Source organism: Bilophila sp. T19-St14 (genome assembly GCF_059728385.1).
Map to the genome: position 1 here is coordinate 697,883 of NZ_BAAGFT010000001.1, position 13,602 is coordinate 711,484.

A 13,602-nucleotide genomic window follows, 5' to 3' on the forward strand; every position below is an offset into this window, starting at 1 on the left:
GCCAGATAAGATATCTCTCTGATTTTGATGCACTTCGCATAGACAGCATCCATCTTTTTTGGAAGGCTCTGGCATAGCAGGTGGTTGTTTTATCTCCACAGTATAGTGAAAATACGGATGTTTTCTCCAGTTTTCTGTTGATGGACTCAGTGCTTGGGACATTTTATTGATTATTCCTTCGGAATTTCAAGAAATAAAGCATCAACTTTTTTCTATGACACAGCCTTTTGGGAAAGCCGTGCGCGATCCAGATACATGGCACTGCCTGAGCACAAGCACTCCCTTTCGGGGGAAGCAGTCCGAGGAGATGTTTCGAGCGCCGAGAAGAAGATAAGCGGGGGAACGGGCGGAACCAAACGGCCCCGGCTCGCCCGGTATGTTGATTCGGCGCTCCATGCGCCCGTACCGCCTCATTCCCAGTTTTTGAAGCCGAGCCCCACCACTTCCGTCACATCGGAGAAAATGAGGAACGCTTCCGGGTCGATTTCCGCGATATACCGCCGCAAATCCACTGTCTGCCGCCGGGTGAGCACGACAAGCAGCATGTCATGGGGCCGATCAGAATACGCCCCTTTCGCCGGGATGACGGTCGCAGAACGATCAAGCTCCTTGAGGATAAAGTCCGCGATGTCCTGCGTGCGCTTGCTGATGATCAAAACCTGGCTGTGCCTGTCGAATGATTTCAATACCCTGTCGATGGTCACCGTCTCCACGTACAGCAAGAGCCCGCCCATAAGGATCTTTTCAATATCCACGACCACAAAGGACGTGAAGAGGATAACCACATTGATATAAAAGGACATTGACCCGATATCCACGCCCCAGCGCTTCCGGGCCACCATGACGATGACGTCCGTCCCGCCGCTGGATGCCCCCACGCGGAAAAGCATCCCGAAGCCCACCCCGCCCACCGCCCCGGCCAGCAGCGCAGCGAGGATGGTATTGCCGATAACCGGATACTGGAACAACTCGAAGGCAGGGATAGCCACACTGGTCAGGACCGTCACGTACAACGTCCAGAGCGCGAACCGGAGGGACAGCGCCTTCCAGCCCCACAGCAACAGGACGGCGTTGCCGATACTGAGCACCCATGCTGGGGATATCCCCCACGCATAATTGCTGATCAAAGCAAGCCCAAGCACGCCGCCGCCCGCGAACTGATACGGCACCGTCAGCCCGACGACCGCAAAACACGTCAACAAGGTGCCGAGGGTGGCGGCCAACAGGGTATGCCACTCACGCCGTAACGACAGGTGCGGGTTCCGCAGCACATACCCCTTCAAAAGCCCCATATCTATATCCTGTAAAAAAGCTATGTTGTCCAAAGGGTTAGAGAACTGCCTCTCCTTCCTTAAGCCATCCCCAAAGCCTTGGCAATCCGCCCTGCAAGCGTATCCCACGGCCCGGACAAGAGCCACGCCCCTCTCGCCTTTCGTCCCCTTTCCCGCTCCAGCCTTCACAAGGCCCTTCATTACTCTTTATTTCACTATTAGAGCAACATTTTTTGAAAGAGGTAACATAGCTTTTTTCCTAGACTATTGACCTCTTATCCTGCGTGGGTTATGCTCAAGTTAAACCTAACGGCGGATTTCATGACGTTGTTCCCCTTTGCCAAGAACAGGCTCTTTATCAAGAGCTTATTGAGCATACTGATGCTGCTCACGCTGTTCTGCACGCCTGACGTGCCGAGGGCAAATGCTTCTTTTGACACTCTCATCACAATGAGCCTCTCCCCCAGTGAATACCTGCCCCTCGAAACGGAGCAGGCCGCCGCCATTATCCGAACAAATAAGGTTCTTCTCCCTGAGCGGGGACTCAACAGGGAAACAGGGTTCCCACTCCTTGCCCTGCTTTTCCTCCTGCTCTATCCGCTCTGCACGCGCTCGCTCAGGACGCTCTCATGGTCGGATCTCCTCCTACCCAGGCTTGCTGAAATCCGGGGCATGCTGCCACTCCCCGGCGCGCCGCCCTTCCATCGGATCTCCTTCATTTCCACTATCAAGGCTTGCGTATAACGCACATTTTCCATGGTCAGGGACGCCCCCAAAAGGGCGTGCCGGAACCGCGAGGCGGCTAGCCCCGCCTTGGCGGGACACTTCGCCCTTCCCTGAAAAACGACAAGGAGTTCTTATGGATCTCGGATTGAAGGTTATCCTCATTTGCGCCGCTTTCATGCTTCTTAGCACGGTTCTCGGACTCATCGGCAAGAAGCTCGCCGACTAGCTCGCCCTGCAACGTCATATCCTCGGAATCCGGGAGGCTGCCGCTTCGGCGGCGTGCTTCCCGGTTCTCCCTCAACAAGCGATAACGGCACGCTTTTTTCCTCCCTTTCTCCCCTTTCCCAGCCTTGAAGCCGCTTTTTAAAGAGAAAGGTTCTGTCATAGAATGTGGCTGTTTTATCTCCACAGTATGGTAAAAAGAGAGACTTTTTCTCTTACTTTCCCGTTGACGGATTCTCTGGTTGGGGATTTTATTGGTTATTCCCTTGGAATTTTGGAGAAATAAGGCATCAACCATTTCCTATGTAGTGCGGTGAAAATACAGCTTTTTATACAATTTTCCTATTGCGGAATCCAAAACTAAGGCATTCTGTTGGTTATTTCTTTGGAACTTCAAGGAAAAAAGCGTCAACCATTTTCTATGACACAGCCAATAAACAATAGAAAGGGGCCGAAACAATCCGGCCCCTTCAACTTATTCACCGATGGTGTATTCAACCCACGGCAGGCTGACCACACGCACCTGCTTGAGGAAGGCCACAACATCATCCGGGCCGTGATAGCGGGTCACCTTGAGATCATCGTAACTCAACATCGCTACCGGAACGCCGGGAAAGAGGGCTTGGGCGCGTTCCGAAAACGCTTCCAGTTCGCTGGGGTTCAGAAACAGCTTGGGGTCGACCAGCACCACCGCGAAATCCAATCCGCATTGCGTCACTCGCGCCGCTTGCAATTTCGGCATCGTCATATCCTTTAGGTTTCGGTTATGCCTTTTCAGGAAACTCCCCCTTCATTGAGGTGAGATTTTCTGTTTGTACGTCTTCTTTGTCCAAAAGGCTACGCCCCGCACGCACCCCCGCCGCACATTTTCATTTGAAACATCCCCGATCCGGGCTACAGCCAAAAGGACATTACGCTTAGAGGAGAACGCCATGCCTAATCATGCGGCCTTCAGTTGGAAGTTTCACAGAATCGGCGGCCTGGATCAGGTGACCTTGCGGACGCCTGAAGAATTGCTGCACCTCGACGAGCTTGACCCCAAGCTCTGGGTCGCGCTCAGTTGCCCCATCGACAAGCTCCAGTTTGACGCCCGGACGCTGGAACTGCTTGACGCCGACAAAGACGGACGCATCCGCATTCAGGAAGTCCTTGACGCCGTACGCTGGACTGTAGCCCGTCTCAGCGATCCCGCGCTGCTGGCCGAAAGCCGTCCGGGGTTGGCCCTTGAGGAAATCAGGCAGGATACGGATGAAGGCCGCCTGCTGTATGCCGCCGCAAGCCGTATCCTCACGCAAAACGGAAAAGAGGGGCCCCTCACACAGGAAGATGTGATGGGAGCCATTGACGCGGCGACACAGACGGCCTTCAACGGCGACGGGGTGATGACGCCGCACCCTTCCTTCGCTCCCGATATGAACCGCTTCATCGAAGACATCATCACAACCACGGGCGGAGCGACCGACGTTGGAGGCCAGCAAGGCGCCACGCTCGAACTGGCCCAAACATTTATGCGCAACATACAGGATTACAAGGTATGGTTCGACGAACTTGCGGCCTATGCGGACACTTTTCCGCTTGGTTCCGGTACGGACGCGGCCTTCCGGGTTTTACAGTCCGTCCAATCCAAAATCGATGACTACTTCACGCGCTGTCAACTTGTCGCCTTTGACGTTCGGGCCTCGGATACGCTCAATGCCCCGGAAACGGTTTTCGCCCAGCTTGTCGATCACGACCTCAATACGAATGACGAGGCTATGCGCGAACTGCCCCTCGCGCATATCGCGGCGGATCAGCCTCTTCCTCTTGAAAAAGGCCTCAACCCCGCATGGCGCGATCAGATCATCGCTCTGAAAGATACGATTGCCGTTCCCCTCCTTGGCGTACGGGACGAGCTGACCTCCGATAAATGGCAAACCATCAAAACGCGTTTCGCCCCGTATGCGGAACTGGTTGCCCGCAAACCCGAAAGCGGCGTGGAACAACTCGGCATGGAACGGCTTGGAGAACTGCTCTCCAGCGATCTCCCCTCCCGTTTCGAGGCGTTGGCGCAACAGGACGAAGAGGCAGCGGGCCACCTCAAAACGCTCACGGACGTGGAGCGCCTCGTCCTCTACCATCACCACCTGCACCGGCTGTTGATGAACTTCGTTTCCTTCTGCGACTTCTACGCCCTTTCACGGCCTACGACCTTTCAGATCGGCACGCTGTTCATCGACGGCAGAGGCTGCAATCTCTGCCTGCGCGTAGACGACATCACCAGCCACGCGGCACAGGCCCAGCCCAGCCATCTCTGCCTTGCCTATTGCGAGTGCTCACGCCCCGACACGGGCCAAAAAATGAATATCGTCGCTGCGGTTACGGCGGGTGACTCCAACCTGCTGTTACCGGGGCGGCACGGCATTTTTGTGGACACGCAAGGCCAGAGCTGGGAAGCCGTTTTGGTCAAGCTGGTGGACAACCCCATCAGTATCCGTACAGCCATGTTCGCGCCTTACAAACGGTTCGGGCGCATGCTCACCGACCAGCTCGAAAAGCTGGCGTCGTCCAAAGATTCCGCGCTCATGTCCGACGCCTCCAAATCCATTGAAAAACTAGCCACGGATACCCAAAAGGATGCCAAACCGTTCGACATCGGGCGGAGCATGGGGATCTTCGCGGCTATCGGGCTCGCCCTCGGCGCCATCGGCACGGCGCTCGCCAGCATCGCGGCGGCGTTGTTCGCTTTGTCGTGGTGGCAGTTCCCCCTGCTTTTCCTTGGGATCTTCCTGTGCATATCCGGCCCCTCCATGTTCCTTGCGTGGCTGAAGCTGCGGCGCAGGACGCTTGGGCCAGTCCTTGACGCATCGGGGTGGGCGGTGAACAGCCAAATCCCCATCAACTTCATGCTCGGTTCCTGCCTGACCGACGCGGCGGCCCTGCCTCCCAATGCCAGCCGTTCCTTTGACGATCCCTTCCGCAAACAGAACCGCTGGAAAAAATGGGCTGTGGCGTTCGGCGCCGCCTGCCTCGCCGCACTGCTCGCCGGAGGCGGCTACTGGGGCTGGAAAGAATATCAGAAGCGGCATCCGGCAAAGCAGGAACAGGCCAGCGACATCGCCGCTCCCAAGGTTCCCGCTCCTCCGGTCAAGTAAGGGACTTGCCCGCCCCGTGCTCAGAGGCTATCTGTAGCAACCGGCCTCCAACGGAGGCCTGCTACGGAGCCTTCAAGATGAAAACACCGTCCTTACGAATACTGCATACGTCCGACTGGCATATCGGGCGCATCCTCTACGGGCACAGACGCTACGAAACCTTTTCCGCCTTCCTCGATTGGCTGGCGGATACAATCCGTGACCGGCAGGTCAATGTGCTCATCGTCGCCGGGGACGTGTTCGATACCAGCGCCCCAAGCAACCGTGCTCAAGAACTCTATTACCGCTTCCTCTGCAGGGTCGTGCCTTTCTGCCGCCATATCGTCGTAGTGGCGGGCAATCATGACTCGCCGTCCTTCCTGACAGCCCCCAAAGAACTCCTGCGCGCCCTTAACGTCCATGTCGTAGGCGCAATCACGGACGACCCCAAACACGAAATCCTTCGGCTCAACGGCCCGGACGGTGAGCCTGAGCTCATCGTCTGCGCCGTCCCCTATCTGCGGGATCGGGACATCCGGGTGGTCGAGGCCGGCGAAAGCATTGAAGACAAGGAACGGAACCTCATCGACGGCATCCGCCGCCACTACGCCGCGGTCAGCGCGCAGGCCGAAACGTACCGGACGCGCCCGGATCTCCCCGTGCTCGCAACCGGGCACCTCTTCGCGTCGGGCGGCCAGACCGCCGACGGCGACGGCGTGCGCCAGCTCTATATCGGATCGCTCGCACAAGTGACCGCCGACTGCTTCCCGGACACCATCGACTATCTCGCCCTCGGACATCTGCATATCCCGCAAAAAATCGGCGGCTCAGAAACCCGGCGCTACAGCGGTTCCCCCGTGCCCATGGGCTTCGGGGAACGCGGCGCCAAGAGCGTCTGCCTTGTGGATTTCACGGGCCGTCAGGCATCCGTGGAGTGCGTTCCCGTTCCTGTTTTTCAGGAGCTGGAACGCATTGAAGGGGCATGGGAGGCCATCGAATTCCGGCTGAAAACCCTTGCCGCCGAGGGCGGGCGCCCGTGGCTCGAAATCATCTATACGGGCAGCGAACTCATCAGCGATCTCCGCGACCGGGTCGAAACGCTTACGGCGGGAACGGACATGGAAGTCCTGCGCATCAAGAACGCCCGGCTCATGGAACGCGCCCTGGAACGGGATGACGATGCCGACACGCTGGATGCGCTGGACGTCTACGAAGTGTTTGAACGCTGCCTCGCCGCCCACGGCGTGCCCGACGAGCAAAGGCCGGATCTCCGTCTGGCCTACAGGGAAACCGTCGCCTCATTTCTCGAAGAAGACCCTCACGCCTAACGGAAACACCATGCGCATTCTCCAGATCCGCTTCAAAAACCTCAATTCCCTTGTCGGGGAATGGGCCATCGATCTTACGCACCCGGCTTTTCTGTCGGACGGCATTTTCGTCATCACCGGCCCCACGGGTGCGGGCAAGACGACCATCCTCGATGCCGTGTGCCTTGCCTTGTATGGGCGTACGCCGCGCCTGCCCCGCGTCACCAAAAGCGAAAACGAAATCATGTCCCGCCAGACCGGGGAATGCTTCGCCGAAGTCACTTTTGAAACGCGGGCGGGCACGTTCCGCTGTCATTGGGGCCAAAGGCGGGCGAGGAAAAAAGCCTCCGGGGAACTGCAACCCCCCCGCCGCGAACTTTCCGACGCCGCTTCGGGCCGGCTTATCGAGAACTCCATCCAGGGTGTGAACGACAAGGTGGAAGAAGCCACCGGAATGAATTTCGAGCGATTCACGCGCTCCATGCTCCTTGCGCAGGGGGGATTCGCCGCGTTCCTGCAAGCGCCTGCGGATCAGCGCGCCCCCATTCTGGAACAGCTCACGGGCACGGAAGTCTACTCGGATATCTCTAAATGCGTACATGCGCGGGTCGTGCTTGAGCGCACCAGGCTTGAAACGCTGGAGGCGGAGCTGGCGGGTATCCACCTCCTTGAGGAAGCGGAAGAACAGCGCCTCCATGCGGATCTGGCCTCCTTGATCGAACAGGCTTCCGAAGCGGCGCGGCAGTCCGACCGGACGCAACAGGCCCTGCTCTGGCTGGAGGGCATCCGTACCCTTCAGGCTGAACTTGCCATGCTGGAAAGCCGCAAGAAGCAGCTTGCGGAACGGATTGAAGCGTTTCAGCCGGAACGCCATAAACTGGAACGTGCCAACAAGGCACTGGAACTCTCCGGGGCGTATGCCGGGCTCGTCTCCCTCCGAAATGCCCAGACGCAGGATCTCCGGCAGCAAAAGGAATACGCCGAGGCGTTGCCCGCGTGCGAAACCGAATTGCGGCAAACGGAAACGGCGTTCGCTTCAGCCGGGACGGTGCTGGAGAAGAGCAAGCGGGAACGTGAGCAAGGCTTGCGGACAATCCGCGCCGTGCGGGAATATGATGTCAAAATCCTTGAAAAAGAGACGGCCCTGTCCGCCCTCAAACGGGAACTTGCCGAGCGGGAAAACGCCTTTGCCGCCGCGCAGTCGGCCCATCAAACCCTGAACGCACAGCTTGCCGACACACGAACCGGCCTCACGGAAGTGCTTGCCGCCCTGCAACGCACGGCGGCGGATCAGGGGCTTGTCGAAAACCTGTCCGCCATACAGCATTCCTGTGGGCAGTTGCTCCAACTGGCCGAAACGGGACGCGAAAAGAAGCGTGCCGTCGAAACGGCGTTGTCCCGCCAGCAAGAGACGGCCCAAGCGCATAAGAACGCGCTTGCCCTCAAGGAACGGCAGGAACGGGAAACAGCCCGTCTGGAACAAGCGGTTGCCCTGCGCCGGAAAACGCTGACGGAGCTCTTGGGTGATCGGAGCGTCGCCGACTGGCGGGCACGCCTTATGGACGCGGCAACCCGCAACGGCCTGCTGGACAAAGCGGAAGAAGCCCTGCGGCGCTATGAAGCCTGCCTCATGGGAATCAAGGGGCTTGAGCAGCGGCAAGAAAAACGTGCCCGCAATGAGGCCGAACTCACGCAGCGCCTGCAAGCCGCCGAAAAAGAGCACCTCCGCCTGGAGGCGGAATATGAAAAACGGGAAGCGGAACAGGCCGAATACTCTCGCCTGCGGGCTTTTGAGGAAGCGCGGCGGCATCTCTATAATGGGGAACCGTGCCCGTTGTGCGGAGCTACGGAACATCCCTTTGCCGGACTTTCCGTTCCCGCCCCCGCCGCGCCGGAAGCCCATCTTGCACGGCTCAAGGGAGACCTGAAGCGATCTGGAACCGTTTTAGCTTCCCTTCAAAGCGATCTCGCCGGGCTTTCGCGCGAACGGGAATGGATGACGGAACAACTGCAAAAAGAAGCCGCCGCACTGTCCGAACACGAAACGCACATGCGCGAATGCCTCACCGCGCTGTCGCATCCCTCCATCACCACAGCCCCCCAAGAGCAGCCGTTTCCTTCTTCCCTACCCCTCTCGCTTCAAGGGCTGCGGGAAACGACGGAGGCCGAGCGGCGGCTGGCTGAACGCATCCTACAGCAGGCCGAACAGGAGGACGCCGGGCTGCAAGCCGACATGGCGGCATGGGAGAAGGCCCGGCACGAAGCGAACCGGCTGGAACTGGCCCTGCAAACCGCCCTCCACCATAAGGACAGTGCCGAACAGGAAGCCGTGCGCACCGAACGAGAACGGTGCTCGCTGCTGGAACAATACACGGCACTGCGCCAAGCCGTTTTGCGGGAACTGCGGCCTTACGGCATCGAAAGCCTTGCGGTGGACGGGCTGGAGGGCTTGCTCCACAGCCTGTCCGAACGGCGCGACCATTGGGCATCTCTGGAAAAACGGCGCGATCTTTTGCAACAAACTATGGGCGCGTTGGAGTTGGAATCCCGGCATCTCGCTTCCCGGCTCCTCGATATGGGGAAGGAGCTGGACAAGCAGCGGGAGGCGGTACGTTCCTTGTCGGAGGGGCAGGAAAAGCTGCGGCTCGACCGGAGGCAACTGTTTGGGGACAACTCCCCGGATGAGGAAGAAAAACGGCTCAACGGGCTCGTCGAAGGAGCCGAAAAACGGCTTGAAAGCGTCCGCCAAACCGTCGATGCCGCCAGACAGGAACTTGCGGGGCTGACCAGCAAAAAGGAGACGCTCGATCGCGCCATCGCGGAACGCCAGGCGCAGCTTGGGCCGCTGGAAGAGGATTTCCGGCTTCGCCTTTCGCAAACCGGCTTTGCCGACGAAACGGAATACCGGGATGCCTGCCTCACGGAAACGGTACGGAATACGTTGGCCCAGAAGGAACAGGGGCTGCTCACGGAACGGGCCGAACTGGAAGCGCGTCTGGCCGACCGGATCGCGCAGTTGGCCGCCGAACGCGAAAAACAGGTGACCGATCGCACACAAGAAGAACTTGACGAAACGCTGGCAAGGCTTCGGGATACCCTCAAGAACCAGCAGGAAGCCATCGGCGGCCTGCGGCAGAAGCTCCACGACAACCATATGGTCAAGCTGGCGCATCAGGAACGCACGGCGGCGGTGGAGGCGCAGCGCCGCGAGTGCCGCCGCTGGAACAATCTGCACGATCTCATCGGCTCCGCCGACGGAAAAAAATACCGCAATTTCGTGCAGGTGTTGACGTTTGAAATCATGATCGAGCACGCAAACCGCCAGCTCCGGCGCATGACCGACCGGTATCTGCTTCTCCGCAGCAAGGAACAGCCGTTGGAACTCGACGTCATCGACGGCTATCAGGCCGGGGAAATCCGCTCCACCAAAAACCTTTCCGGCGGCGAGAGCTTCATTGTGAGCCTTGCCCTCGCCCTTGGCCTTTCGCAAATGGCGAGCAAGAAGGTACGGGTGGACTCCCTTTTCCTCGACGAAGGGTTCGGCACCCTGGATGAGGATACGCTGGACACCGCGCTGGATACGCTGGCCGGGCTGCACCGGGACGGCAAGCTCATCGGCGTGATTTCGCATGTGGCGGCCTTGAAGGAACGCATCGGGACGCAGATACAGGTCACCCCGAAAACCGGAGGCCGCAGCGCCGTCAGCGGCCCCGGCTGCACTTCGGCATAAGGGCCCGGTATGGAGACAAGGCCTAATCCCCGATAACGTATCGCCTTTCCCCTTACAACAGGAAACCTGAGCGTTTTCCGGCTATCAGTCTCTGCTTGCCTCAGACGCAAAAGTCACCTATTCATCCTCCCACATCCTAAGGAGGAACAACAGTGGAACAAGGTATTGAACGTGAAAAGCTGGGGAGCCGCCTTGGTTTCCTGCTGCTATCGGCCGGCTGCGCCATCGGCCTCGGCAACGTCTGGCGCTTCCCCTTCATCACCGGAGCCTACGGTGGGGCGGCATTCGTCCTCATCTATCTCATTTTTCTCGTTATTCTCGGCCTTCCCATCATGGTGATGGAATTCTCCGTGGGCCGTGCCGCCCAACAGGGCATCGGCCTGGCTTTCCGCAAGCTGGAACCCAAGGGAACATTTTGGCATCTGTACGGTTACGGGGGCATCATCGGCTGCTACGTACTGATGATGTTCTATACGACCGTCACCGGCTGGATGCTGTCCTACTGCTGGTATATGGGTTCGGGCCAGCTTTCGGGCCTTACGCCCGAACAGATCGGCGCATTTTTCGGCGGGACGCTCGGCGATCCTTTTGATCAGGTCGGCTGGATGGCCGTTACGGTCATCGCCGGGTTCATCGTCTGCTCCATGGGCTTGCAGAGGGGCGTCGAACGCATCACCAAAATCATGATGGGCTGCTTGCTGGTCGTCATGACCTTTCTAGTGCTCCGCTCCGTCACCCTGCCGGGAGCTGAAAAGGGCATTCTGTTCTATTTGAAGCCGGACTTCGGCAAGATGTTCCAGCACGGCATTTGGGAACCCATCTATGCCGCCATGGGGCAGGCGTTCTTCACCCTGAGCCTCGGCATCGGCGCCATGACCATCTTCGGCAGCTACATCGGCAAACAGCGTTCCCTGACCGGCGAGTCCATCCACATCATGCTGTTGGATACGTTCGTCGCGCTCATGGCTGGCCTTATCATCTTCCCGGCCTGTTTCGCCTTCAACGTCGACGCGGGTTCCGGCCCCGGCCTTATATTCGTCACCCTTCCCAACGTATTCAACAGCATGCCCGGCGGCCAGCTGTGGGGTATGCTCTTCTTCGTCTTCATGAGCTTCGCGGCCCTCACCACTGTCATCGCCGTACTGGAAAACATCGTGGCCTACGGCATCGACGTGCTCGGTTGGACCCGTAAGAAGGCGGTCGCCGTCAACTTCGTTCTGGTCTTCCTGCTCTCCCTGCCCTGCGCCCTCGGCTTCAACGTGCTGTCCGACATCCAGCCCTTTGGCCCCGGCTCCATGATCCTCGATCTGGAAGACTTCATCGTCAGCAACAACCTGCTGCCCCTCGGCTCCATGGTGTTCCTGTTCTTCTGCTGCTACAAGCGCGGCTGGGGATGGGACAACTTCATCGCCGAAGCGGACGCCGGCAAGGGCCTCATGTTCCCGAAATGCCTGCGCCTGTATGTCAAATATATCCTGCCCTTCATCGTCTTCTTTGTTTTCGTGCAGGGCTATATCGACAAGTTTTTCAAATAGCGCTTCAGGCGCGCCCGTTTCCGTATGGGGAAGGCTCCGGCCTTCCCTTTTTTATGTCCTAATGACGCGAACCTCTGGTTCCCACTTATCACTGACAGCCGCCTTTCCGGTGCGGTATGCTGCAAGCCTGCCTGTTCCTCGAATCCAGCCCTATCTGGACGTTCCGGGAACGGAATCCTTTTTCTGCGGAGGGCCCATGCGGAACCCCCATTGTACCACGCAGACGCTGTTCAAACGGTGCGACGGAATCAAAGGCGACGCGTCGTCCTCACCTCGGCGTTCTTTCCTTTTTCCATCGAAATCCTCAATACGGGAAGCGCCGCCGTACCGCCCCCCATCAGGAACCGGGGAAGAGCGTATCCTTTGGGATTCCTGCAACGTCAACCGCAGCAACCATTGCGCACTGAGGGTGCACGTCAAAGACGGCGTGAACACCCATGTGGAGACGGGCAACACCGGAGATGAGCGCTACGGTATACAGCAGATCCGGGCCTGCCCGCTCGACCGCTCCATGCGTCAGCGCATCCATGCCGAACAGCGTATCCCCTATCCACTGTACCGGGTGGCTACAGGATGGAAGGAAGTTCGAGCGCATCAGAGGGGAGGAACCCTTCGGGGAGATCGGACAGGGGCTGCGCGGAACCATCGACACCTACGGCAACGAGGCCGTCCATCAGAATACGGCACGGGTGCGATCGGCAGTACCATAGGCAAAAGACGGCCTCCGGCCGCTACGCCCGTTGCCCGGCTCATGAATCTTGTAGGCGGCTCCAGACCGTTATGCGGGTTGCTGCTGCGGATGGAACTTTCCCTACGGCGCGCCGCAGTTTACTCCGATACGCGAGGAGATGACCAAATGCGACTTCTGCCGCGGTTATCTTGAGTAAGGCCAGCCCTGTCCTGCGTCGCGGCCTGCCCCCTGCCGCGCGCTGGATTACAATGAATACGAAGAACTTGCTCAAGCGTTATGGGAAACAGGCCAGCATCGTACCGCTTCCAAGGCCGGAATTCACCCGCCCCTACTTCACCTGTGCTTCCAACCTTCATTCCAAACCGCAGGGCAACACTGAAGGGCTGCACGGGAAACATATCAGTAACCCCGGAGGAGTTTAGCCATGCACGGTTATCAGAGTCTCGCCATCTTCACCTTGCACAGTATTGGCCTTCATCCTTCAAATGCCGATGAACCCGTTACAACTCTTGTTGGTACAATCGCCATTCTCCACCTAGCTACCGATAGCATTCGACGATCCTGTTCTTCAGCGTAACGCCGAACCCTCTGCTGTTCATCTGTAGCGGCGTCAACAAAATGCTTCCGGGCGCTTGCCGGGCCTGCCCGCTCTGGAGCAGGGCTGGTATCATACCCCTGCTCATCGTGGCGGGTGAGGTTTGCGGACGCTTCCCGCCCTACAGCGGCTGTATATGGTTCGGAATGTAACGAAAAGGCTGTGTTGTAGAAAATGGTTGATGCTTTTTTCCCTGAAGTTCCAAAGGGATAACCGGCAAAATGCCTTATCCGTGGATCCCGCCAAGGGGAAAACAGGAGAAAAAGGCCGTATTTTCACCGCACTGTGGAGATGAAACAACCACATACTATAACAGAGCCAACGAAAAACCCCGGTATGACCGGGGCTTTTCACAAAGGGAGGTTTATATGATTACCACATCGTTGGTTTTATTGTTCGTCGTCCTTGTGGCCTT

The 13,602-nt window shown here is 58.4% G+C and carries 9 protein-coding genes; 6 read left to right on the forward strand and 3 right to left on the reverse strand.

What is annotated here, in order from left to right; genetic code table 11:
• Positions 1-410: 410 nt before the first annotated feature.
• On the reverse strand, positions 411-1,292 hold the full coding sequence (locus tag AC6I1V_RS03135; protein WP_486854408.1) for a YitT family protein: 882 nt from the start codon (positions 1,290-1,292) through the stop codon (positions 411-413).
• Between the two features lie 300 nt (positions 1,293-1,592).
• On the opposite strand from AC6I1V_RS03135, the gene AC6I1V_RS03140 reads away from it, so the two are divergent.
• A complete protein-coding gene (locus tag AC6I1V_RS03140; RefSeq protein ID WP_486854407.1) occupies positions 1,593-2,015 on the forward strand; it encodes a hypothetical protein in 423 nt (140 codons plus the stop codon).
• A gap of 679 nt (positions 2,016-2,694) precedes the next feature.
• Here AC6I1V_RS03140 and AC6I1V_RS03145 read toward each other — a convergent pair.
• Positions 2,695-2,961 (reverse strand): hypothetical protein, encoded by a 267-nt coding sequence (locus AC6I1V_RS03145; RefSeq protein ID WP_302553173.1) that lies wholly within the window; start codon positions 2,959-2,961, stop codon positions 2,695-2,697.
• A gap of 190 nt (positions 2,962-3,151) precedes the next feature.
• Here AC6I1V_RS03145 and AC6I1V_RS03150 point away from each other — a divergent pair, with 190 nt between their 5' ends.
• The 5 genes from AC6I1V_RS03150 (at position 3,152) to AC6I1V_RS03170 (ending at position 12,784) form a co-directional block, all read left to right on the forward strand.
• Positions 3,152-5,350: a hypothetical protein gene (locus AC6I1V_RS03150; protein ID WP_486854406.1), complete on the forward strand. Its 2,199-nt coding sequence runs from the start codon at positions 3,152-3,154 to the stop codon at positions 5,348-5,350.
• A gap of 77 nt (positions 5,351-5,427) precedes the next feature.
• A complete protein-coding gene (locus tag AC6I1V_RS03155; protein ID WP_486854405.1) occupies positions 5,428-6,657 on the forward strand; it encodes an exonuclease SbcCD subunit D C-terminal domain-containing protein in 1,230 nt (409 codons plus the stop codon).
• 10 nt (positions 6,658-6,667) lie between these two features.
• Positions 6,668-10,366: an AAA family ATPase gene (locus AC6I1V_RS03160; protein WP_497736834.1), complete on the forward strand. Its 3,699-nt coding sequence runs from the start codon at positions 6,668-6,670 to the stop codon at positions 10,364-10,366.
• 152 nt (positions 10,367-10,518) lie between these two features.
• Positions 10,519-11,901, forward strand: a complete 1,383-nt coding sequence (locus tag AC6I1V_RS03165; protein ID WP_486854403.1) for a sodium-dependent transporter — start codon at positions 10,519-10,521, stop codon at positions 11,899-11,901.
• A 196-nt stretch (positions 11,902-12,097) separates the two neighbouring features.
• On the forward strand, positions 12,098-12,784 hold the full coding sequence (locus AC6I1V_RS03170; protein ID WP_497736835.1) for a hypothetical protein: 687 nt from the start codon (positions 12,098-12,100) through the stop codon (positions 12,782-12,784).
• A gap of 347 nt (positions 12,785-13,131) precedes the next feature.
• Here the strand turns inward: AC6I1V_RS03170 and AC6I1V_RS03175 are convergent, their stop codons facing one another.
• Positions 13,132-13,263, reverse strand: a complete 132-nt coding sequence (locus AC6I1V_RS03175) for a hypothetical protein (protein WP_486854934.1) — start codon at positions 13,261-13,263, stop codon at positions 13,132-13,134.
• Between the last annotated feature and the right edge of the window lie 339 nt (positions 13,264-13,602).

Bases quoted from the DNA above. Each gene is read 5' to 3' on its own strand.
- AC6I1V_RS03175 (WP_486854934.1), bottom strand. From the start codon at position 13,263: ATGATACCAGCCCTGCTCCAGAGCGGGCAGGCCCGGCAAGCGCCCGGA.
- AC6I1V_RS03160 (WP_497736834.1), top strand. From the start codon at position 6,668: ATGCGCATTCTCCAGATCCGCTTCAAAAACCTCAATTCCCTTGTCGGG.
- AC6I1V_RS03145 (WP_302553173.1), bottom strand. From the start codon at position 2,961: ATGCCGAAATTGCAAGCGGCGCGAGTGACGCAATGCGGATTGGATTTC.
- AC6I1V_RS03170 (WP_497736835.1), top strand. From the start codon at position 12,098: ATGCGGAACCCCCATTGTACCACGCAGACGCTGTTCAAACGGTGCGAC.
- AC6I1V_RS03135 (WP_486854408.1), bottom strand. From the start codon at position 1,292: ATGGGGCTTTTGAAGGGGTATGTGCTGCGGAACCCGCACCTGTCGTTA.
- AC6I1V_RS03155 (WP_486854405.1), top strand. From the start codon at position 5,428: ATGAAAACACCGTCCTTACGAATACTGCATACGTCCGACTGGCATATC.
- AC6I1V_RS03150 (WP_486854406.1), top strand. From the start codon at position 3,152: ATGCCTAATCATGCGGCCTTCAGTTGGAAGTTTCACAGAATCGGCGGC.
- AC6I1V_RS03140 (WP_486854407.1), top strand. From the start codon at position 1,593: ATGACGTTGTTCCCCTTTGCCAAGAACAGGCTCTTTATCAAGAGCTTA.